The organism is Rhizobium sp. YTUHZ045 (assembly GCF_051124255.1).
Classification (GTDB): Bacteria; Pseudomonadota; Alphaproteobacteria; order Rhizobiales; family Rhizobiaceae; genus Rhizobium.
On sequence record NZ_CP101432.1, the window covers coordinates 1,450,326 to 1,472,457 of the forward strand.

At 60.4% G+C, this 22,132-nt stretch carries 18 protein-coding genes; 10 read left to right on the top strand and 8 right to left on the bottom strand.

Going from position 1 to position 22,132, the window contains the following annotated elements; all coding sequences use genetic code 11:
* Positions 1–6 precede the first annotated feature (6 nt).
* Both NMA58_RS07125 and NMA58_RS07130 read left to right on the top strand, forming a co-directional pair.
* On the top strand, positions 7–891 hold the full coding sequence (locus NMA58_RS07125) for a hypothetical protein (protein ID WP_434712794.1): 885 nt from the start codon (positions 7–9) through the stop codon (positions 889–891).
* A 100-nt stretch (positions 892–991) separates the two neighbouring features.
* A complete protein-coding gene (locus NMA58_RS07130; protein WP_434712795.1) occupies positions 992–1,984 on the top strand; it encodes a L,D-transpeptidase family protein in 993 nt (330 codons plus the stop codon).
* Positions 1,985–2,028: 44 nt separating this feature from the next.
* Here NMA58_RS07130 and NMA58_RS07135 read toward each other — a convergent pair whose 3' ends face one another.
* Positions 2,029–2,820: a phenylalanine 4-monooxygenase gene (locus tag NMA58_RS07135; protein WP_183700813.1), complete on the bottom strand. Its 792-nt coding sequence runs from the start codon at positions 2,818–2,820 to the stop codon at positions 2,029–2,031.
* Between the two features lie 123 nt (positions 2,821–2,943).
* Here NMA58_RS07135 and NMA58_RS07140 point away from each other — a divergent pair, with 123 nt between their 5' ends.
* Positions 2,944–3,405, top strand: a complete 462-nt coding sequence (locus NMA58_RS07140; RefSeq protein WP_097598719.1) for an Lrp/AsnC family transcriptional regulator — start codon at positions 2,944–2,946, stop codon at positions 3,403–3,405.
* Positions 3,406–3,408: 3 nt separating this feature from the next.
* Here NMA58_RS07140 and NMA58_RS07145 read toward each other — a convergent pair whose 3' ends face one another.
* Positions 3,409–3,909 (bottom strand): Lrp/AsnC family transcriptional regulator, encoded by a 501-nt coding sequence (locus NMA58_RS07145; RefSeq protein WP_064801992.1) that lies wholly within the window; start codon positions 3,907–3,909, stop codon positions 3,409–3,411.
* Between the two features lie 129 nt (positions 3,910–4,038).
* On the opposite strand from NMA58_RS07145, the gene hppD reads away from it, so the two are divergent.
* The 4 genes from hppD to maiA are packed head-to-tail and all read left to right on the top strand — an operon-like array spanning position 4,039 to position 8,252.
* Positions 4,039–5,148 carry a 4-hydroxyphenylpyruvate dioxygenase gene (gene hppD / locus NMA58_RS07150; protein ID WP_183700815.1) on the top strand — a complete coding sequence of 370 codons (1,110 nt, stop codon included), beginning with the start codon at positions 4,039–4,041 and terminating at the stop codon, positions 5,146–5,148.
* A 39-nt stretch (positions 5,149–5,187) separates the two neighbouring features.
* Complete coding sequence (gene hmgA / locus NMA58_RS07155; protein ID WP_434712796.1) at positions 5,188–6,549, top strand: homogentisate 1,2-dioxygenase; 1,362 nt, start codon at positions 5,188–5,190, stop codon at positions 6,547–6,549.
* Positions 6,550–6,597: 48 nt separating this feature from the next.
* A complete protein-coding gene (locus tag NMA58_RS07160) occupies positions 6,598–7,623 on the top strand; it encodes a fumarylacetoacetate hydrolase family protein (protein ID WP_434712797.1) in 1,026 nt (341 codons plus the stop codon).
* Complete coding sequence (gene maiA / locus NMA58_RS07165; RefSeq protein ID WP_434712798.1) at positions 7,620–8,252, top strand: maleylacetoacetate isomerase; 633 nt, start codon at positions 7,620–7,622, stop codon at positions 8,250–8,252. The genes NMA58_RS07160 and maiA overlap by 4 nt, the downstream gene beginning before the upstream one ends.
* Before the next feature lie 3 nt (positions 8,253–8,255).
* On the opposite strand, the gene NMA58_RS07170 is transcribed toward maiA, so the two are convergent.
* Positions 8,256–8,726 (bottom strand): MEKHLA domain-containing protein, encoded by a 471-nt coding sequence (locus NMA58_RS07170; RefSeq protein ID WP_434712799.1) that lies wholly within the window; start codon positions 8,724–8,726, stop codon positions 8,256–8,258.
* Between the two features lie 343 nt (positions 8,727–9,069).
* Here NMA58_RS07170 and NMA58_RS07175 point away from each other — a divergent pair, with 343 nt between their 5' ends.
* Positions 9,070–10,380, top strand: a complete 1,311-nt coding sequence (locus NMA58_RS07175; protein ID WP_434712800.1) for a hypothetical protein — start codon at positions 9,070–9,072, stop codon at positions 10,378–10,380.
* Positions 10,381–10,473: 93 nt separating this feature from the next.
* Entirely contained in the window at positions 10,474–11,742 is a 1,269-nt protein-coding gene (locus NMA58_RS07180) for a patatin-like phospholipase family protein (RefSeq protein WP_434712801.1), read from the top strand.
* 798 nt (positions 11,743–12,540) lie between these two features.
* Here NMA58_RS07180 and NMA58_RS07185 read toward each other — a convergent pair.
* Positions 12,541–14,514 (bottom strand): alpha/beta fold hydrolase, encoded by a 1,974-nt coding sequence (locus tag NMA58_RS07185; protein ID WP_434713389.1) that lies wholly within the window; start codon positions 14,512–14,514, stop codon positions 12,541–12,543.
* Between the two features lie 209 nt (positions 14,515–14,723).
* On the opposite strand from NMA58_RS07185, the gene NMA58_RS07190 reads away from it, so the two are divergent.
* Positions 14,724–14,960, top strand: coding sequence for a hypothetical protein (locus NMA58_RS07190; protein ID WP_430960420.1), 237 nt, complete (start codon positions 14,724–14,726; stop codon positions 14,958–14,960).
* A 327-nt stretch (positions 14,961–15,287) separates the two neighbouring features.
* Here the strand turns inward: NMA58_RS07190 and NMA58_RS07195 are convergent, their stop codons facing one another.
* From NMA58_RS07195 to NMA58_RS07210, 4 genes are all read right to left on the bottom strand, one after another.
* Positions 15,288–15,809, bottom strand: coding sequence for a SixA phosphatase family protein (locus NMA58_RS07195; RefSeq protein WP_434712802.1), 522 nt, complete (start codon positions 15,807–15,809; stop codon positions 15,288–15,290).
* A gap of 317 nt (positions 15,810–16,126) precedes the next feature.
* Positions 16,127–19,939: a vitamin B12-dependent ribonucleotide reductase gene (locus NMA58_RS07200; protein WP_434712803.1), complete on the bottom strand. Its 3,813-nt coding sequence runs from the start codon at positions 19,937–19,939 to the stop codon at positions 16,127–16,129.
* A 602-nt stretch (positions 19,940–20,541) separates the two neighbouring features.
* Complete coding sequence (gene gpt, locus NMA58_RS07205) at positions 20,542–21,042, bottom strand: xanthine phosphoribosyltransferase (RefSeq protein WP_183700832.1); 501 nt, start codon at positions 21,040–21,042, stop codon at positions 20,542–20,544.
* A gap of 194 nt (positions 21,043–21,236) precedes the next feature.
* Positions 21,237–22,079 carry a universal stress protein gene (locus tag NMA58_RS07210; RefSeq protein WP_434712804.1) on the bottom strand — a complete coding sequence of 281 codons (843 nt, stop codon included), beginning with the start codon at positions 22,077–22,079 and terminating at the stop codon, positions 21,237–21,239.
* Between the last annotated feature and the right edge of the window lie 53 nt (positions 22,080–22,132).

The window sequence follows — 22,132 nt, forward strand, 5'->3', positions numbered from 1 at the left end:
CCTTCTATGATCGAAACAAAATCGCCCGCTGACCAGGACGAGAGATCGCCCCGTGACGATGAGCCGAAGCCAGGTGCAGAGGTCTCCTTCCCTTACGACAGGATGACTGTCGAGCAGTTTCGAAACCGCTTCCCTCGCGCCCGCTGGAACGACGTGCGAAAGGCCTGGTTCGTTCCCGGCCGAACGGCGTCCCGTCGCATCGGCCGATGGCTTGCCGAGCTGGAGGCCGAAGCCGACGCGCATGCGGATGCGAAGGGACGCGATGCCTTCGCCTTCGATCCCATCGACAGTCCATATCTGGAACTTGGTAAGGCCGGCTTTCGAATCCGAACGCCCTATTCAAAAACCGTCGTCGACGAACTTCGCGAGGTGCCGTTCTCGCGATGGGACGGCGATCTTCGAATATGGCACGTGCCCTTTCGATCCTATGAGGAGCTGAGACGCAGATGGCCTGAGATCGAAGCGGCGGCTCGCAGAAACGAACCGGAGGAGAGGCGACGGCGCGCCGACGAGCGGAAGGGAACCGAACAGGAGATGCGCAGCAGGCTTCGCGCAGCGGAACGCAAGCGCCGCCGTTACCCGCTTCCGACCGACGACCTGCCGCCGACAGGACGCCCGGTGGCCACCTCGTATGGGATCGTCGTCTTCACAGAAATCACCGGCGAACTGGTCGATCCGGCTCTCGTCGCGGATTTCTACCCCGGGGTCACCGAGGATCATCTCTGGGGGTACTGGCGGGCCCCGACATTCGACGAACTTGTCCGTACCTGGCCTGCGAAAACGCCTCCCCGCCGGGATGCCGAATGGTGGCAGCCGACGATCGAAGAACTGAGGCCCGCCCGGCGCACCGCAAGAGCACGCGAAGCCAGGAAGCAAGCGAGGGCGCCGTGACCGGAGCCTGCCACCGGTCCTGCGGACTTGTAGCAGATGCTGTGTCGGAGGATGTCCGGCTGGTGTGGGAACAAATTCCCACGTCGGCCATTTGTTGTCCATGAAAACAGCCCTGCCGATGTCGCTGCTCGCTCTGGCCCTTTCCGTTGGCGGCGCCTCCGCGCGGGAGCTTCTCCCCGAAACGATCAACGCCGCTTCCATTGCCGACATCGGGAAAGGAAAGCTGCAACCCGCAGATCCGGACCCGGCGATCATCCGCCTACAGGTCCTGCTCGACCGCGCGGGCTCGTCTCCCGGCGTGGTCGACGGTCTCTCCGGCGAGAATGTCGACAAGGCGGTGGCCGGCTTCGAGGCGATGAACAAGCTTCCCGTGGACGGCAGGCCGGATCCGGATGTCGCCTCCCGGTTGGAAGACAATTCCCCCGTCGTTGAGAGCTATGTCGTCTCGCCGGAGGACGCCACGGGGCTGGTCGACAGGATTCCTGAGGATTACGGCGAGAAGGCAAAGATGCAGAGCCTCGGCTATACCAGCGTTGCGGAGAAGCTGTCCGAGCGCTTCCACATGGATCTCGATCTCTTGAATGCACTTAACCCTGGCTCGCATTTTGCGCCCGGCGACAAGGTGTGGGTCGTTAATCCCGGCCCTCCCAGGCAAGGCAAAGTCAAGAGCATCGAGGCTGACAAGAAGACAGGGCAGGTGCTGGCCTATGGCGAGGATGGGTCCCTACTTGCCGTCTATCCCGCGACGATCGGCAGCGAGGACAATCCGGCGCCTTCAGGAAAACACAAGGTCAAGGGCGTCTCGAGAATGCCGGTTTACCGATACGATCCGAAGCGAAATTTCAAGCAGGGAAAGAACAACAAGGTTCTGACAGTCCCGAAGGGGCCGAACGGTCCCGTCGGCAGCGTTTGGATCGATCTGACCGAGCCGACCTATGGCATACACGGCACACCGGAGCCGAAGCTCATCGACAAGGTCGGCTCGCATGGCTGCGTGCGGCTGACGAATTGGGACGCCGAAGAGCTGGCCGGCATGGTCAAGCCGGGCGTCCTGGTCGAATTCGTCAATCGCAGTCCCGCCGCTCCGAAGTGAAGCGCTGGATCTGCGACTACCTACACGCTACCGCAGCGTCGAGTTCACGAAGCCTTGGCTTCGAAAGCCGGGGCGAAATCCCCAAGTGATTTCGCTTTGAGGATCGCGCCGCCGATATCCTGCTCCACGATCGCCTCGAGATCGGCAAAGCTGTCGATGACATAGTAGATCGGCTGAAGGATATCGATGCGGTAGGGCGTCCTGAGCACGCTCATCAAATCGAACGGTCGGAATTCGCACGACGTGCCTTCCGTTGCCGCCTTCGCTTCGCTCGGAGAGGAGACGATGCCGGCGCCGAAGCAGCGGCGGCCTTGCGGCGTGTTGATCAGGCCGAATTCGACGGTGAACCAGAAAATCCGGAACAGATGCCATGAATAGCCCTTGCCGAGGCGCATGGCGGTTTCGCCGAAATGCCGGACGAAATTGGCATAGCTCTGATTGGTCAGCAATGGGCAATGGCCGAAGACCTCGTGGAACAGGTCCGGTTCCTCGATATAATCGATATGCTCGCGGCGGCGCAGGAAGGTCGCCAGCGGGAACTTGCCCTGCGAGAGAAGCTCATAGAAGCGCGAAGGCGGAATAAGTGCCGGCACGCCTTCGACGCCGAAACCTGTGGTCTCGTTCAGGCGTCTGTTCACATCGAGGAGCTGAGGCACTTTTTCCGGCTTGAGCCCCAGCAGTTTGACGCCGTCCAGATATTCCTGGCAAGCCTTGTCGGCCAAGAGCTTCATCTGACGCCGGTAGAGTTCGCCCCAGATCTGATCTTCTTCAGGGGTATAGTCATAAAGGCCGTCCGGGCCGGGCAGTTTGGCGGTGTAGCTGCTTTCCTTGGTCATCGGCTGATCCTCCCGGGAATGGCGATATTTCTGTCATTATGCTCCATGTTTGACGGATTTTCTTTTCTTTCATACCGGGTATCGCCATAGTGGTGGGAGATATTTCCGAGTACGATGGCTACAATGAAAGAATCTGGGAATTTCCGCCGCAAGCTTCTGCAACTGATCCAGGCCGACGGCACTCTGTCGCTGGCGGATCTGGCGGAAAAAGCCGGCATGTCGCAGAGCTCGGCCTGGAGGAAGATCCAGGAACTGGAAGCCGACGGCGTCATCCGCAAGCGCGTCACGTTGCTCGATCCCGGCAAACTCGATCTCAAGCTCTGCGTGATTGCGCACGTCACGCTGGAGGATCACCATGAGGAGGCGGTGGCTTCTTTCGCTTCAGTGGTGCTGGAGCGGCCGGAGATCATGGAGTGCTACGCCTTGTCGGGCGCCTTCGACTACATGCTGAAGATAAGGGCGAGGGACGTCGAAAGCTACGAAGCCTTCATGACCCGCTATCTCATGCGCAACCCGCATGTGCGCACCGTCGTATCAAGCTTCGTGCTGCGCGAGCTGAAATTCTCCACCGAACTGCCGCTCTAACGTTTATCGCGCGCTGTCGCCATGCCGGCTGCCCGGCATCATCACTGGATAGCCTTCGAACGTCTTCAGCGTGTCGAGCACGATCGAGGTTTTCACGTGCTGCACGGATTCGTGCGGCAGCAGAACGTCGTTGACGAATTTCGACAGATCGGCGAGCCCACGGGTCGCCACCTTGAGGTGATAGTCCATCTCGCCCGTCAGCGCATAGGCTTCGAGAACTTCGGGCAGACCGTTGATCAATTGCGAAAATCGGCGGGCATTGTCTCGGTTGTGGGTGGCAAGCGTGACGGAAATGACCACCAGCATATCGAGCCCCAGCTTCTCCCGATCGAGGTGGGCACGGTAGCTGCGAATATAGCCCTCGGCTTCCAATCTGGTACGCCGGCGCGAGCATTGCGACGGTGAAAGCGCGATCCGCTCACCAAGCTCGTTGTTCGTGAGCCTTCCATCCTTTTGAAGTTCCAGAAGGAGGCGTAGATCCAATTTGTCTAGGGGCTCATCCATTGCGCAAAATCTCCAGAATGCTCACAGATCGTGCATAATCTTTTCCTATAGCACCAAGAATGCAAGAACTTTTCGCCAGTTTTGAGCCATAGTTTGCATAGATTGCAATCTCCTCTGGAGGAAAAGAAAATGGGTCCGTTCCCGCATGATGCGCCTCCGTCGGAAATCACCGCCGACAATCCGGCCGGCACCGACGGCTTCGAATTCGTCGAATTCGCCCACCCCGAGCCTGAGAAGCTCAGCGAGCTCTTCACACGCATGGGCTATATCGCGGTCGCCAAGCACAAGACGAAAAACATTACCGTCTGGCGCCAGGGCGACATAAATTATGTGTTGAATGCCGAGCCCGGTAGCCATGCCGCTGGTTTTGTCGCAAAGCATGGTCCCTGCGCCCCGTCGATGGCCTGGCGCGTGGTCGACGCCAAGCACGCCTTCGATCACGCGGTGTCGAAGGGCGCCGTTCCCTATGAAGGAAATGACAAGGTGCTCGACGTTCCGGCGATTGTCGGCATCGGCGGCTCGCTGCTCTATTTCGTCGAGACCTATGGGACAAAGGGATCGGCTTACGAGGCCGAGTTCGATTGGCTTGGCGAGCCCAATCCAAATCCCACAGGGATCGGCTTTTATTATCTCGACCACCTCACCCACAACGTCTTCCGCGGCAACATGGACAAGTGGTGGGATTTCTACCGCGATCTGTTCAATTTCAAGCAGATCCACTTCTTCGATATTGACGGTCGCATCACCGGTCTGGTCAGCCGCGCCATCACCTCGCCCTGCGGCAAGATCCGCATTCCCCTGAATGAATCGAAGGACGACACCAGCCAGATCGAGGAATATCTGAAGAAGTACCGGGGCGAGGGCATCCAGCACATCGCTGTTGGGACGGAGGATATTTACGAAGCGACCGACCGGCTTGCCGATAACGGCCTGCGCTTCATGCCAGGCCCTCCCGAGACCTATTACGACATGTCCTATGATCGCGTGCATGGCCATGACGAACCGATCGACCGCATGAAGAAGCACGGCATCCTGATCGACGGCGAAGGTGTGGTGAACGGCGGCATGACGAAAATCCTGCTGCAGATCTTCTCCAAGACGGTAATCGGTCCGATCTTCTTCGAATTCATTCAGCGCAAGGGCGATGAGGGCTTCGGCGAGGGCAACTTCCGTGCGCTGTTCGAGTCGATCGAGGCAGATCAGATCAAGCGTGGTGTCATCGGCACGGCAGCGGAGTAAACTCTACGACGTAGTAGAGTTTTCGGGGAGGAGTTGAGCATGGACCAGACATCGATCCAGGCTTCCGACGCGGAAGCGGCGAAGGCAAACAGACTGAAATATATGCCGGGCTTCGGCAACGACTTCGAGACGGAGTCGCTGCCCGGCGCCTTGCCGCAGGGCCAGAACAGCCCGCAGAAATGCAACTACGGCCTTTATGCCGAGCAGCTTTCCGGCTCGCCCTTCACTGCGCCGCGCGGTACGAATGAACGGTCCTGGCTGTACCGCATTCGCCCGAGCGTGCGCCACACCCGCCGCTTCTCGAACTCGTCCTATCCGCTCTGGAAAACCGCACCCTGCCTGGACGAGCATTCGCTCCCGCTCGGTCAGCTCCGCTGGGATCCGCTGCCTGCTCCCACTGAGAAGCTGAATTTTCTGCAAGGGGTGCGGACGATGACGACGGCGGGCGATGCCACGACCCAGGTCGGCATGTCGGCGCATGCCTATGTCTTCAACGAAGACATGGTCGATGATTACTTCTTCAACGCCGACGGCGAACTGCTGATCGTGCCGCAGCTCGGCGCCATCAGAGTGTTCACCGAAATGGGCATCATGGATGTCGAGCCGCTGGAAATTTGCCTCATCCCTCGCGGCATGATGTTCAAAATTCTGAAGAGCGGCGAGCAGGCGGTCTGGCGCGGCTATATCTGCGAGAACTATGGCGCGAAATTCACTTTGCCGGACCGCGGGCCGATCGGCGCCAATTGCCTGGCCAACCCGCGCGACTTCAAGACGCCTGTCGCTGCTTTCGAGGACAAGGAAGAGCCCTGCCGCGTGCATGTGAAATGGTGCGGCAAATTCTATGTTACCGAAATCGGCCACTCGCCGCTGGATGTGGTTGCCTGGCACGGCAACTACGCGCCCTACAAATACGATCTGCGAACATTTTCGCCGGTAGGCGCCATCAGTTTCGATCATCCCGATCCGTCGATCTTCTCGGTGCTGACCGCGCCCACCGAAGATGCCGGCACCGCGAATGTCGATTTCGTGATCTTTCCGCCGCGCTGGCTGGTCGCCGAGCACACCTTCCGCCCGCCATGGTACCACCGCAACATCATGAGCGAGTTCATGGGTCTGATCCATGGGCAGTATGACGCCAAGGAGGAGGGCTTCGTGCCGGGCGGGATCAGCCTGCACAATATGATGCTTCCTCACGGCCCGGACGCGCTCGCCTTCGAAAAGGCATCGAATACCGAGCTCAAGCCGATGAAGCTCGATCACACCATGGCCTTCATGTTCGAGACCCGTTATCCGCAGCAGCTGACGAAATATGCAGCCGAGCTCGAAACGCTGCAGGACGATTACCTCGAATGCTGGGATGGCCTCGAGCGCAAGTTCGACGGAACTCCGGGCATCAAGTGACAGGATCGGTCAAGATCGGCGAAGCTCCCTCCGGCACGGAATTGAGACATGAAACTTGCGACCTTGAAGGACTCCACCAGGGACGGCCGCCTCGTCGTCGTGTCCCGCGATCTGACGCGCTGTTCGGAGGTCGGTCACATCGCCCGCACCCTGCAGGCGGCGCTCGACGACTGGGAGCATGTCGCTCCGAGGCTTCGGCTGGTTGCCGAAGGCATCGAGACGGGGGCTCAGCCGACCATCCGCTTTCACGAACATGACGCCGCATCCCCTTTACCGCGCGCCTATCAATGGGCCGACGGCTCGGCCTACGTCAACCATGTGGAACTGGTGCGCAAGGCGCGCGGCGCCGAGATGCCGGCTAGCTTCTGGACCGATCCGCTGATGTATCAAGGTGGCTCGGACGGTTTCCTCGCGCCGCGAGACCCGATCCTGGCAGCAGATGAGGCCTTTGGGATTGACATGGAGGGCGAGGTCGCTGTCATCACCGGCGACGTCGCCATGGGCGCGAGCGCGGAAGCTGCCCGTGGCGCCATTCGTCTGGTAATGCTCGTCAACGACGTGTCGTTGCGCGGCTTGATCCCGGACGAGCTGGCGAAAGGTTTCGGCTTCTTCCAGTCCAAGCCGGCCTCGGCATTTTCGCCGGTCGCGGTCACGCCGGACGAGCTTGGGGACGCCTGGGATAGCCGCAAGCTGCACCTGCCGCTGCTCGTAAGCTTGAACGGCAGACCATTCGGCAAGGCAAGTGCCGGCATCGATATGACATTCGATTTCGGCCAGCTGATCGCCCATGCCGCCAAAACCCGCCACCTCGCGGCCGGAACGATTGTCGGCTCCGGCACGGTCTCCAACAAGCTCGACGGCGGCCCCGGCAAGCCGGTGGGCGAGGGAGGAGATGGCTATTCCTGCATTGCCGAATTGAGAATGATCGAGGCGATCGAAAGCGGATCGCCGAAGACCCCCTTCATGAGGTTCGGCGACCAGGTCCGCATCGAGATGAAGGATCATGCCGGCCATTCGATTTTCGGTGCGATCGAGCAGACGGTCGGAAAATACGAGGGAGCTGACCGGGAATGAACGAGATCATTCTCTACGACTACTGGCGGTCGTCGGCGAGTTATCGGGTGCGGATCGCGCTCAATCTTCTGGGCCTCGACTACCAGACTGTACCGATCAACTTGCTCGACGGTGCGCACAGAATGCCGGACTATCTCGCGCTCAATCCGCAAGGGCTCGTGCCGACACTTGTGATCGATGGGAAAACGCTGACACAGTCGCTGGCCATCATCGAATATCTGGCCGAGCTCCGGCCGGAATGCGGATTGCTGCCATCGGATAGGCTCGACCGCCACAGAGTGCGCGCCTTCGCATATGCGGTTGCCATGGACATCCATCCGATCTGTAATCTGCATGTTGTCTCGCATCTTCTGACGCTGACCGACAAGGCCGAGGCTCGCGAGGAATGGATGAACCATTTCATCGGCGATGGACTTCGCAAGCTGGAGACTATGCTCGGCGAATCCGATGGCGCGTTCAGCTTTGGCGGTAGGCCGTCGATGGCCGACCTATGCCTTGTTCCTCAGGTCTACAATGCCCGCCGCTGGGGCGTTGATATGACGGCTTTCAGACGCATCAGCGACATCGACGCCAGATGCGCCGAACTCCCCGCCTTCCAGGCAGCGCATCCGGACCGCGTAAAACCGTAGGAACTACGCGTCCCGCCAAAAAGAGAATATCGCCGCCTGGCCCAACCGCTTGCCCGTCTCATCGATGAGCTGCCAGACAGTGAAATTTTCGACCCAGAAACGGCGCCCCGATTTCGCGACCCTGAGGCCGCGGCCATTATCGACGAAACCATTGCGCGTGACGGCATCCAGCAGCCGCTGGCGTTCGGCGCGATCAGGCTGCTCGGCTGATAGTCGCGACGGCAGCATGATGAATTCGTCCCAATTATATTCGAAGCAGTTCTGCGCAGTCCGGTTTGCGTAGATGAAGCGCGGGTCGGGCAGTGTATTGTGCGCGAGGACCACGAAAGGTGCATGGCTGTAAAGCCAGTCCGGCCCTTGCCCATCCTCGATAAGAGCGCGGCCGACGATGCGCTTGTAGCTGCCGGTCAGAAGGGCGAAGAAATTGGGATCATTCCTCAGGTCGAGGGCGTGATTGTCGTAGGGGGAAGTCACGAACGGCCTCACTGGTCAAATGTGTCGGTGCAGCCGACATAGCCGATATCAATTGCACGCGTCTATGATGCCTCCAGAACAGCGAAGGCACGGCATTTACCTTGTCTCATCACTTCTGATTGTGACGCTTGCCAGAAGATTGCCCTTGTGCATTGATCTGACCTGCTGGGGTAGCTGTCAACATTCTCTGCGAAGCTATTGTTCTTCGGACCGTAATTGGCGTCGGCTGGTCGCGAATGAGGCGGGGTAGAGCAGGTCTTCATCATCCGGCTATTCAGACCTGCGAAAGCTATGCTGCGAATGACGACAGGAGAAAATACAGGTGCTTGGGGACCGGGATAGAATGCGGAAATCCGTCTCGTTGATATCGATGCTGCTGGCGTTCGTCGCCCTAGCCGGGGAGGGGCATGCGGCCATTTCCTACGAACGTCTGGAGACCGCGCCGGGAGAGCGCGTCCTGACGATAAAAGGCGTGTTCGAGAGTTCCGACGATGCGATGACGCTTGTCGACGAATATACGCAGTACCAGCCGAGCTATGTTACCTTTGACTCGCCAGGCGGAAACGTGGTCGCCGCGATCAGGTTCGGCCGGGCCCTCCGCCTCCTGAATGCAAAAACGATACAGATCAGAGCCGCCGAGTGCGCGTCGGCTTGCGCCTTCTCCTTCGTCGGCGGCGTTGAAAGATTTGCCGAGCCGGGCTCTATCGGCGTGCATCGGGTTTCCCTGTCCGACGATGTTGCCATCGACAACAAATTGGCCGTTTCGACTGTTCAAGCACTGACCGGCGAGATCATCGGCTATCTCACTGACATGGGGGTAAGCCCCAACCTGCTGCAGCTCAGTCTGTCGATCGACAGCACCGATATACGGTATCTCACCGCTGCGGAAATGCGGGACTGGAATATCAACACGCCCGAGGATATGCCTTCGGCACAGGAAAGCGCGCCGCCCTCGCCAGGCGCCGCACCGCAGGAGAGCGCAACACCCGCCGACATGCCGTCAGAGCCGAGTGATTCCGAGGAGGCGGGCGCACCGGAACCCGGCGACCTGACCACGGAGGCGGTTAATTTCGCAAACCGATACAATGACGAATGGTCGAAAGACAGCGCATCGGCGTTGGCCTTCATGAAGGGCGTCTATGCCGACGAGGTCTCCTTCTTCGGAAACTCGGTCGACAAAGACGCCGTCCTGAAGGAAAAGGCAGCCTTCGCCCAACGCTGGCCGGAGCGCATCTACCGCGTCAAGCCGGGCTCGGTGACTGCCAGCTGTGCCGGAAAATGCGAAATGTCGGGAATTGTCGAATGGTTTGCCGGAAATAGGGACACGGGTAAGACGTCCTCCGGGATGGCCGAATTCTCTTACGTGTGGAACACGGCCTCTCTGCAGATCGAGTCCGAGACCGGAAAGGTGCTCGCCACGGACAAGGGGGCCAAGGCGCCGGATCGGTTGATCCATCAGTGGACAGGACTGGACGACATCTGCCGCACGAGTGTCGATCGCACTGGACCCGAAACGCTGCGGGCATGCAGACGGCGCGACGAACTCGGTCCGCTGCTCAATCGCGCCGACTGGTGTTATGGCGAAAAGGACGAAGCCGAAATAAACTGGGAGTGGCACAAATGCGATGCCAATTCCCGGAGGTACGCAGAGTAGATATTGCCGGTCCGCAGGCAATGACCGCAAAGTTCGGCAGCTTGCCTGAAGGAAGAGATCGGTGAAAACTCATCTTCCTGAGTGAGGCCGAGCATGTCGGAAGACGAGCATGCCGCATCGAATGCCGTCTCTTCGGGATCCGACGATCCCGAGAAGCCGGCGGAGCGTTATAAACTCGGCCTCTGCCTTTCGGGCGGTGGCTATCGGGCCATGCTTTTCCATGCGGGATCGCTTGCGAGGCTCAACGAGGCTGGCCTTCTGGCGAAGCTCGATATGATCTCGTCGGTCTCGGGGGGATCCATCGCCTCCGGCCTGCTCGCCTATATCTGGCCGCGGCTGGTGTTCAAGAACGAGGTCGCCGTCAATTTCAAGACGGAATACCTGGATCGCATTCTCGCCCTCAGTCAGGTATTCGCGGATGGGCCGAGCTTCCTGAAGGGCGTGTTCAATCCCTTCTCAAGCGCGGCCGAGGAAGCCGCCAAACTATACGAGCGGCATCTGTTCGATGGACGATCGCCAAGCCTGCGCGATCTTCCGAGATTGCCCTGGTTCGTATTTTGCGCCAGCAATCTCAGCACCGGTTCGCTCTTTCGGATGTCGAACCGCTATATCGCGGATTACAGGATCGGGGTGTCGTTTCGTCCGGCATTGTCGCTCGCAACCGCGGTTGCCGCTTCGGCGGCATTCCCTCCCGTGTTGTCACCGCTGCGATTGGACCTGTCGCGGTTTCCCTGGAAAAGGGAAAAACTCGACGACACGGTTGGCGAACCAGTCGCTCCGGGCAGGGCGATATTGAGCGACGGCGGCGTCTACGACAATCACGGCATCGAGCCCGCGCTGAAACGCTGCGACTGCCTGCTCGTCAGCGATGCCGGCGCGCCTTGGCGCTCCTCGACCCGCGGATACTGGAATTATCTCTCCCAGCTGAAGCGCGTTCTCGATACGACGGACAATCAGGTGCGGTCGTTAAGGCGGCGAGACCTGATCGCCGGCTTCAAGGCTGCAAAACGGGCCGATACGCTTGGCCTCGACGATGTCGCGAAATCGGCGCTGCGCGCAAGAACCCATGGCGTTTATTGGTCGATCGACAGCAAGGACGCCGACCTCAAACCCTACGCCTCTTACTCGAGGCCTCCGGCATCCGTCGTTCCGTCCGAGATCGGCACCTACCTCCATTTCCTCGGCGCTGATGAGACGGAGCACCTGACGAATTGGGGGCACTATGTCTGCGATGCGATGCTCAACCGGTTCTATCAACCGCTGCTGGCGCCATCGTCGGGGCCGCCATTGGCGGCCGGTACGGTGAAGCCGTCTTGGGCGGCGAGGGCGAGCAAGCGCCTGTTCGACATTCTGCCGTTTTGACGAGAGCCGGAGGTGCCGGTTATAGAGCGCGCGAAGGAGCACCAACTCCAAGCTAGAGATTGAAATCAACCTCAGATAGCTATGTTGCGTCGGAACACTAAAACAATTTCGGGCGTATCGAATGTTGCGCAACGTCATTTCACGCTTCTCAATGCTTGGACTATCCATTCTGGTCATTCCCGCCGAACTTGCTCTGGCCGACGACAATACAAGCGTCCAGACGATCGCGCGCGGCGATCTGGCCATGGCCAAGGTCTCAAAAGGGAGGTGGACGGCTTCTTCGAGAAACTGCGTAATCCACCGCCGGGAACCGAAAATATAGCATCAAGTTGGGTTTTACGGATAAGGCCGAGGGCGTGGCGCTGTCCACCGATCAGAGGGCGCCAAATGTGGAATTCATGTGGGTCTATCAGATCAAGGCATCAGGTGACCATTTCACCGCTTTACTTGGCGATACACCGGAGTCGGAGATCTTCGACTGGATGTCGAGAACGGGAAAGTGAAGGGAAACTATACCGCTTGCCCGCTGCTGTTGGCCGGCCCGAAAGAACAGTTGGAACAATATCGCGAAATCTACGGCATTGTCTGTGATTGGCCGAAAGGTCGCTCCTGTGCTCCCATCAAACATGGTCGCGGGTGGTTGTCTCGGTCGTGGCGTAGGCGGGCTCGATGGTGGGGCAGCAGCGAGGCAGCGGAAAGCCGCAGGTCGGCAGGCTCACGCTTCTACCGCCGCCGTTCACCCCGACTAGGTAGTTCTGTGATTGCATTGCGAACCCGGGAGAGCAAACATTTATGACTTCAGGGCTGCCCAATGGAGAAGTACGGCCAGGGACCGGGGATTCCGGGCAGATCGAGCTGTCCACGTAGATCAAAGGAGAGATTTGCACCGACAACGAGATCGCGCACGGTTCGGGAGGCGATGATATCGCCTGGTCCGGCGCAGTCGGCAAATCCTGCGGCAAGCCGCAGCACCGGACCCGCATAGAGGCCGCCTTGCCGTTCGCATTCGCCGACGTGAATGGCTGCGCGAACATCCAAGCCGATGTGATGCAGGCGGCCGCGAAGATCGAATGCACAGGTGATCGCCTGGCTGGGCTGCCGGAACGCGGCGACAAGTCCGGATTCCCGCAGGTCGATCGCCTCGCCGTCGGCGGCGCGAAGCTGTCGAACGGCGTCGTCCCGCCAATCTTTCACCCGACCGGAGGACGCGCCTTGAACATCCAAGTGCAAGACCGTCAGCAAGGCGCTTTCAGTCGGGGCAGGCGGGGCGGAGACCAGGAACCGCTGGATTTCGTCCATCAGCCGGTCGGAATCGGCGCCCCAGATAATATGGTCATCGCCGGGCAGCTCGACATATATCGCGCCGGGAATGCGGCTTGCCAGATAACGCCCTTCTTCGGGCTTGACCCAGCGGTCGCCGGTTCGGTGGGTAATCAGGGTCGGAACTCGGATCACGGGAAGGATATCGCGCGCGTCGATCTCGACGCTCCAGCGCCACAAGGAGATCGCATCGGTGGGGGATGCCGAATTGCGCAGGTACCCCGCAAACCATTCACGTTCGACCATATTGTCGATGAGGCTCGGGGCCGCCCGGCTGAGGTCCGCCGGGCGACCCCATTCCCGCTCAATGGCAAGCAGTTCCTCTTCGAGCTCCTCTCGGGTACGCCCCCAGGGATAATCCGGTGACCAGAGACCCCTCGCATAGGCTCCATGTAGAATGAGGGCAGCCGTGCGTTCGGGATAGCTCGCGGCGAACAGCATGCACATGAGGCCGCCTTCCGAGCTGCCGAACAGGGCCGTCTTTTGTGATCCAACCGCATCCAGCACGGCGCGAACATCCTCCATGCGCTGATCGAGTGTTGGAAAGCCAGTGCCACGATCCGATAGGCCCGTGCCACGTTTGTCTATGCGGATAAGGCGACAGAAGGAACCGAGACGGTGCAGAACGCTCGACAATTTCGACGATTCCCAGGCGTAGTCGAGGTTGGAAACCCAGCCTTGAACATAGACGAGGTCGAAGGGCCCGTCGCCCGTCACCTGGTAAGCGATGTTGACCCCGTCCGATTTCACATAGCGGGTTTGAGGACGGGCTTCGAACGACGCTCCTTCCTCTGGTGATCGCTCGGCAGGCGGCGCCATGCGGCGCGCCAGCAAATCTTGGTAGAGAGCCCGCGTTTCGGGCTCGGGCTGCACGCCGAGCTGCTTGCGCAACGTATCGGCGCAATTCCGGTATTGTGCGAGGGCGAGATTGAATCGTCCCATCGCTGCATGGGCGCGCATCAGCGTACGATGCACATCTTCGCGTAACGGCTCCAGAGCGAGCAACCGCGTTGCGGCGGATATGGCGGCGCCCGGTTCGTTCCTCCCGATGTGGCGAGTAATGAGCTTTTCCAGGGCGGCAGTGGCGATGATCCGTAGCCGTTCCCTTTCGGTGCGAAGCCAGTCTTCGAACGGTTCTTCAGCAAGGTTGAAACCTTCGAGGAGCTCCCCGGGATAGAGAGCGATCGCCTGTTCGAGGTCGTCGGTCTGGGAGCCGGCTGCCATGGCCTCAAACCGCCTGACGTCGAGATCGGTGTCGTCGAGATCGAGCGCCACCCGGTCGCCTTCGATCCGGATCCATGCCCGTCCGGTCGCCTTCAGCGCTCGCCGCAGGACGGACAAGGTTTGCCGTAGGTTCGCGCGGGCCTGCTCTTCTCCGGTCCCGCCCCACAGCAAGGCCGCCAGTTTTTCGCGTGATTGGGACTGTCCGGTCTGAAGCGCCAGATAGGCCATCAAGGCCCGAGCCTTCCGCGTAAACGCTGGCGACCCCGCGGCAAGGCCCGGGCAGTCGAACCCACCCAACAGGGAGAGGAAAGGGCGCTTCATCGAATCCGCCATAGCCATCGCTTTTACGAATCCATCACATCCGGCCACACATCTCTTTGACGAGGGAGGAGGATCGTTGCGGACGGCGCCGCACATCGAAGTTGGAGGGTAGTGCAATGAGCTTCATCCGTAAAGGCGAAGAGGGCATGCCAACGGCAGTCGAGGGGCGGGTTCGTTGGCGCGCGCGACTGCATGATCTATGGGTTGCCGCCATCAATCCAGATGTCCCGTGGCACCGGTTGAACGAACATCTCCTGCGCGATATCGGCAAGAGCGCTGCCGATGCCGAGCGCGAGGCCTACATCAGGAGTTTTGGCTCGCTCCGCCGTTTTCGCTTTCCGGATCGCGAATAGCCGGTCCAAGTCTAACCGAGCGTCTGTCGACAAATCGAACGAATGAATATCGGAAGCGCTCCTGGAGGTTGCCGATCTTGTCCGGACTCTGTGAGTCCTTGACAATGGCTGAGATCACCTGATTCCCTGGGACCTAGACGGTCAGATCGCGATCGTACCCGAGCCGTCCGGGCTTTTGACCTGCTGCCGACTGCACCCAGCCGTCATGCGCCTGTCTCTCGCCGCCCTCATCTTTGTTGAGGCGCCCCGCAGGGGCTCGAAGGAGGGGCGCGGGTAGAATCGGGACCGTGCACCATGTCCATCAAATTCAAACCGGAAAGTGGCCCTTCATCCCAAGGATCTAGGGGTTACGAACCGCTCGAGATAACCGGTGCCCGCCGCAATCTCGTCCCATCCGTCGAGATGGAGGTCAATGACGGCGAGTCCCGCCGTCGGGAACTTCTCCCCCATGCGTCGCAAGGCATCGGCGTCGCCGTCCGCCACGATAAGCGAGGCCGCATTCTCCATGCCGGGATTGTGGCCGACGATGAGCAGCGTGCGAATGCCAGGTTCGACGGCTCGGATCACATCGAGGATGCGCTCCCCCGACACCTCGTAGATATCCGCCGCTTCGCGTTCGGGGATCTTTTTCGAAAGGGCCCGCCGGACAAGCTTCCAGGTTTCCTGCGCCCGGCGGGCCGGCGAGACGAGGGCTAAATCGGGGATCAGCTTTTCGCGCCTCATGTAGGTGCCGATGACGGGTGCTGCCTTGCGCCCGCGATCCGCCAATGGCCGTTTATAGTCGGACACACCGTCGGGCCAGGCGGATTTGGCGTGGCGCAGAAGGATGAGGCGGTGTTTCGGCAGCATGGGTCGGCGCAGCTTCGTTTCGTGGTGACTCCCGGAGCATGAAGGCCGCCTGCGATACAGCTCGCAAAATAAACGGATGTCACTGGCAGGTCCAGTTGTCTCGTCTTACGTTTACGAACTTGAGCATCCCGCGGATAGGGCGTTTCGCTGCTCTTGCGATTGTTTCTCTATTTGTTCCTCAGAGGATTCTCCGGGCACTTGTTCGTGCCCGGACGGCCTCCTGTATCGGGTTGACCATTTCTTCTGTCGGAAATGGCCAACGCTTTTGACCAGACTTGAAGTCTATTCCTTAAAACACTGAAGAACCGCAATCCTGCTCAGCTGCACCCGCTCGTCGCACCGCATGTGTCGCACTTTTCGCAGGTGCCGTTCCGCACCATCGTGAAGTTCTGGCACTCCGAGCACATGTTGCCCGTGTAACCCTGCATGATCGAGCGCTGGCGGCGTTCGGCTTCCACCTTCTTGGCTTCGGTCTTGGCCGTTGCCGCGTCTGCTTGCGCCTTGTCGGAGAAGAGGGCGGTTGCGTCGCTGGCGATTTCCTCGAGTACCTCTTCGGCGATCTCTTCCGCCAATTCCTTGGCGCGCTCCTCGTAATCGCGCTTGAAGGCGACGATTTCGGAGGTGGAGACGGCGACCGTCGGCTCCAGCTTGCGGGCAGCGCTGCCGGCAAAGGCGGTTACCGTGCCGGTGGAAGCGGCGCGGGCCGGGGCTGCGGTGGCCGCACCCTTGGGTTCGCCGGCCTGTCGTTCACCGCCAGTGCCGGAGACCAGGGTCGGCTTATAGCCGCGGGTCCAGCCGGTGGAGAGCAGGTTGGTCTTGCCTTCCTGGATACCCTTGCCGAGCGCGGTATTCGAGAAGTCGGACGTGTCGACATGTGCGAGGTCGTGGCGGCCGAGGTAGGAGACGGCCAGTTCGCGGAAGACGTAGTCGAGGATCGAGGTGGCGTTCTTGATGGCATCGTTACCGATGACCATGCCGGCCGGCTCGAACTTGGTGAAGGTGAAGGCCTCCACATATTCCTCGAGCGGCACGCCATATTGCAGGCCGAGCGAGATGGCGATGGCGAAATTGTTCATCATCGCACGGAAGGCAGCCCCTTCCTTGTGCATGTCGATGAAGATCTCGCCGAGGCGGCCGTCGCCGAATTCGCCGGTTCTGAGATAGACCTTGTGTCCGCCCACGGTGGCCTTCTGGGTGTAGCCCTGGCGGCGGTTCGGCAGCTTCTCGCGTTCGCGCGAAACACGCTCGATCACCCGTTCGATGATCTTCTCGGTGACGGTAACGGCCTGGGCGGCGACCGGCGCCTGCAGCAGTTCTTCCAGCGCTTCCTCGTCGTTCTCGTCTTCGATCAGCGAGGCGTTGAGCGGCTGCGACAGCTTCGAGCCGTCACGGTAGAGGGCGTTCGCTTTGAGGCCGAGCTTCCAGGAGAGCATATAGGCGTTCTTGCAATCCTCGACGGTTGCCTCGTTCGGCATGTTGATCGTCTTGGAAATCGCGCCCGAGATGAAGGGCTGGGCAGCCGCCATCATGCGGATATGGCTTTCCACGGATAGGTAACGCTTGCCGATCTTGCCGCAGGGATTGGCGCAATCGAAGACCGGCAGATGCTCGGCCTTGAGGAAGGGCGCGCCTTCCAGCGTCATCGCACCGCAGACATGGATGTTGGCGGCTTCGATGTCCTTCTTCGAGAAGCCCATATGGTCGAGCAGGTTGAAGCTCATGTCAGCGAGCTGCTCGTCGGAAACCTTCAGCGTGTCCTTCAGGAAGTCGGCGCCGAGCGTCCACTGATTGAAGACGAACTTGATGTCGAAGGCGCTCTTCAGCGCGGCGTTGACGGCTTCCACCTTCTCGTCGGTGAAGCCCTTGGCCTTCAGCGTCGACGGGTTGATCGCCGGCGCCTGGTTCAAGTTGCCGTGGCCGACTGCATAGGCCTCGATCTCGGCGATCTGGCTTTCCGAATAGCCGAGCGTGCGCAGCGCTTCCGGCACGGCGCGGTTGATGATCTTGAAGTAGCCGCCGCCGGCGAGCTTCTTGAACTTGACGAGGGCAAAGTCAGGCTCGATGCCCGTCGTGTCGCAATCCATGACAAGGCCGATCGTGCCCGTGGGGGCGATGACCGAAACCTGGGCATTGCGGTAGCCGTGCTTTTCGCCGAGCTCGAGCGCCTTGTCCCAGGCGGATTTGGCATGGGCGGCGAGATCCTGGTCGGGGTTTTCCGAATGGATCAGCGCGACCGGTTCGATCGACAGCGCCTCATAGCCGGAGGTTTCGCCGTAAGCGGCGCGGCGATGGTTGCGGATGACCCTGAGCATGCTCTCGCGGTTCGGCGCGAAATTCGGGAACGGGCCGAGCTCGCCGGCCATTTCAGCCGAGGTCGCATAGCAGACGCCGGTCATGATCGCCGTCAGCGAGCCGGCGATGGCACGGGCCTCAGCGGAGTCGTAGGGGATGCCCGACGACATCAGCAGGCCGCCGATATTGGCGTAGCCGAGGCCGAGCGTGCGGTATTCGTAGGAGAGTTCGGCAATGCGCTTCGACGGGAACTGCGCCATCATCACCGAGATTTCGAGCACGACGGTCCACAGGCGAACGGCATGTTCGTAGTCGCCGATATTGATGCGCTTGGTGGCCTTGTCCTTGAACTGCAAGAGGTTCAGCGAAGCGAGGTTGCAGGCCGTGTCGTCGAGGAACATGTATTCCGAGCACGGGTTCGAGCCGCGGATCGGGCCGCCGGCCGGCGAGGTGTGCCAGTCGTTCATCGTTGTGTTGAAATGGATGCCCGGATCGGCCGAAGCCCAGGCGGCATAGGAAATCGTTTCCCAGAGGTCGCGCGCCTTCAGCGTCTTCATGACCTTGCCGTCCTTGCGGGCGGTCAGCTTCCATTCGCCGTCATTCTCGACGGCGCGCAGGAAGTCGTCCTTGATCGAGACGGAGTTGTTGGAGTTCTGTCCCGATACCGTCAGATAGGCTTCCGAATCCCAGTCCGTGTCGTAGGTCTTGAATTCGAGATCCTTGTAGCCCTGGCGGGCGAACTGGATGACGCGCTGGACGTAGTTCTCCGGAACCTGATCCTTCTTGGCGGCGCGGATCTCGCGCTTCAGGGCAGGGTTCTTGGCCGGGTCGAAGCAATCGCCGTTGTCGCCTTCGCAATTGAAGCAGGCCTTCATAATCGCCTTCAGGTGCCTGGCGACGATCTTGGAGCCGGTGACGAGAGCCGCAACCTTCTGCTCTTCCTTGACCTTCCAGTTGATGTATTCCTCGATATCGGGATGGTCGATGTCGACGACCACCATCTTGGCGGCGCGGCGGGTCGTGCCGCCCGATTTGATGGCGCCGGCGGCGCGGTCGCCGATCTTCAGGAAGCTCATCAGGCCGGAGGAGCGGCCGCCGCCGGAAAGCTTTTCGCCTTCGCCGCGCAGCATGGAGAAGTTGGAGCCGGTGCCGGAGCCGTATTTGAACAGGCGCGCTTCACGCACCCAGAGGTCCATGATGCCGCCTTCGTTGACGAGATCGTCCTCGACCGACTGGATGAAGCAGGCATGCGGCTGCGGGTGTTCGTAGGCGGACTTGGACTTGGTCAGCTTGCCGGTGAAGGGGTCGACATAGAAATGGCCCTGGCCGGGGCCGTCGATGCCATAGGCCCAGTGCAGGCCGGTGTTGAACCACTGCGGCGAGTTCGGAGCGACCCGCTGGGTGGCGAGCATATAGGCAAGCTCGTCCTTGAAGGCGGCAGCATCTTCTTCCGAAGAGAAATAGCCGCCCTTCCAGCCCCAATAGGTCCAGGTGCCGGCGAGGCGATCGAAGACCTGGCGCGCGTCGATTTCGGAGCCGGTCTGCTCCTCCTTGGGCAGGGTCTTCAGCGCGGCATCGTCGGGAACGGAGCGCCATAGGAAGGAAGGAACGTCATTCTCCTCGACCTTCTTCAGCCGAGTGGGGACGCCGGCCTTGCGGAAATACTTCTGCGCCAGAACGTCGGTCGCGACTTGGGAGAACTGCGCAGGCACGTCGATATTCTCGAGGCGGAAGACGATTGACCCATCCGGGTTCTTGATCTCGCTCGTCGCCTTACGGAATTCGATATCCGCATAGGCGCCTTGGCCGGCCTTCGTGAAACGACGTTCGATGCGCATAGTCTTGACCTCGCGTTGGCGCCCGTCCCCAGGGCGCAAATTTCCTATCCGGCGGCACATTGTCGTCGTGCAGCCAGTCTCGTTTCCGTATCGTGACAGGGGTGTCATCCGGAGATGTCCTTCCTGTATCTTGTGGTGATGGTGGCTGCAAACACTAAATATAGTATTAACAGCTTATTATCGCCAGCCCCGATGTCACTTTTTTTGGAGGCAGAAAACCGCGCAGAAATCCTCTCTGGCTTAGGCCGGTTCCGGCACAACAGCCTGATTCTGCGTCTTGTTTTTCAAAGGGAACCGGGCTCGTACCTCCGGTCCTGTCGCCGCCGCAACATCAGGAACAGTAAAGTTTGAAACCGCTGATTCCGTCAAGGGCTGGTTTTTAATTGAATGGTAACCACAACATCTTGTGGACGCGCCTGTGGAGATTGGGGAAAGCCGGGGAGCGCTGGAAATACAATGACTTGCGGGCGTTGCCGGCTAAGGAAAATGCCGCAGCGGCAAAAAAGTGTCCTGCGGCAAATCTTGTGATGGCATTTCCGGCGCAAATGCGCTTGCCGATTCGCTGAGGAAATCAGCGCTGTCTAAATGCGGGTTTGCGGCGATCAGCGCGCGCCAGCGCCCTTGGCGATCGGTTCCTGGTAGGTGAAGCCCATGTCCCAGGGGAAATAGATCCAGGTGTCCTGGCTGACCTCGGTGATGAAGGTGTCGACGGTCGGCACCCCCTTCGGCTTGGCGTAGACGCAGGCGAAATGCGCCTTCGGCAGCATGGTGCGAACCTGCGCCGCGGTTTTGCCGGTATCCGTCAGATCGTCGACGACCAGCACGCCTTCACCGCCGTTTTCGGCAAGCTCGGGCGCAATTCCCTTGAGCAGCACCATGTCGCCCTGATTCACATAGTCATGATAGGAGGCGATGCAGACTGTCTCGATCAGCCGGATGTTCAGTTCCCGGGAGATGATCGCGGCCGGCACCAGGCCGCCGCGGGTGATGCAGACGATCGCCTTGAAGGCTTGATCGAGGCCTGCAAGCCGCCAGGCAAGGGCGCGCGCATCGCGGTGGAATTGATCCCAGGAAACGGGAAAGGCTTTATCGGGAAGGGACATCGGGCTGCTCCGCGGCATGAATAGAGACGAAACGCCGTTGACCGGCGACCGGACGGCTTCAGCGGCAAAACGCAAATCGCGCAGCCGGAACTGCGCGAGATCGCGAGTTGCTGCGCGAGGCGTGGCCGGGGCTCGAAGCCTTCATCGGTCGCAGCAATTAGCGGGATTTGCCGGTAAAACGCAAGAGGAGCCGCTCATCGCGACAACAGGGTCAGCGCCGTCATTGATTGCAGCAGGCTCTTCGTCGTGCCGCCGAAGATCGCCTGCCAAAGCCGGGAATGGGTATAGGCGCCCATGACGAGAAGATCGATGCTGCTGTCCGACAGCCGGTTTTCGATGACATGCGAGGTATTCCTGTCGACGCTGTGGCCCGTCGCAAGCGTCGTCTTCACGCCATGGCGTGCAAGTGCGGCGGCGATCTCGGCGCCTGGTGTGAGCGGCGACTGCAGAGCGGCATCGGCCGGGTCGACCGAAAAAATCTCCACTTCCTCGGCCGCTTTCAGGAAGGGCAGCGCATCGAAGGTCGCGCGCGTCGCCTCCTTCGAGCCGTTCCAGGCGATCAGCACGCGCTTGATCGGCTTCGGCTGGCGGATGACGTAAGGGATCATCAGCACCGGCCGGCCGGCTTCGAAGAGGAAGCCGTCGACATCGACATGGCTGTCGGAGGGGTTGGCCGGGTCGGCCTGCGATGCGATCAGAAGATCGGCGCTGCGGGCGCTTTCGATCAGCGGTGCGGAACCGTAGCCGGTGGAGGTGGCAAAGCTGCGCCATTCCGATGAGGCGTCGGCGGCCTGCGCTTTGGCGCGAAAGATGCGCTCGAGGGCGACCGTTTCACCATGCGCCATATCCTGCAGCGCCTGGACGGCGACGGGATCGGGAATTTCCATAGGGGCCACCAGCGGCACGGCCGATATGGTTTCGGCATGCAGGCCGATCACGTGAGCACCGCCTTCGGCGGCAATGGCAAAGGCAAAATCGGCAACGGCGGCACTATTGTCTGCCGTATCGAGAATGGCGAGAATGGTTTTGTAAGACATATCAATTCTCCTTGCGCTGAAATGACCTGCGCGAGGGACGGAATGCACCAGAC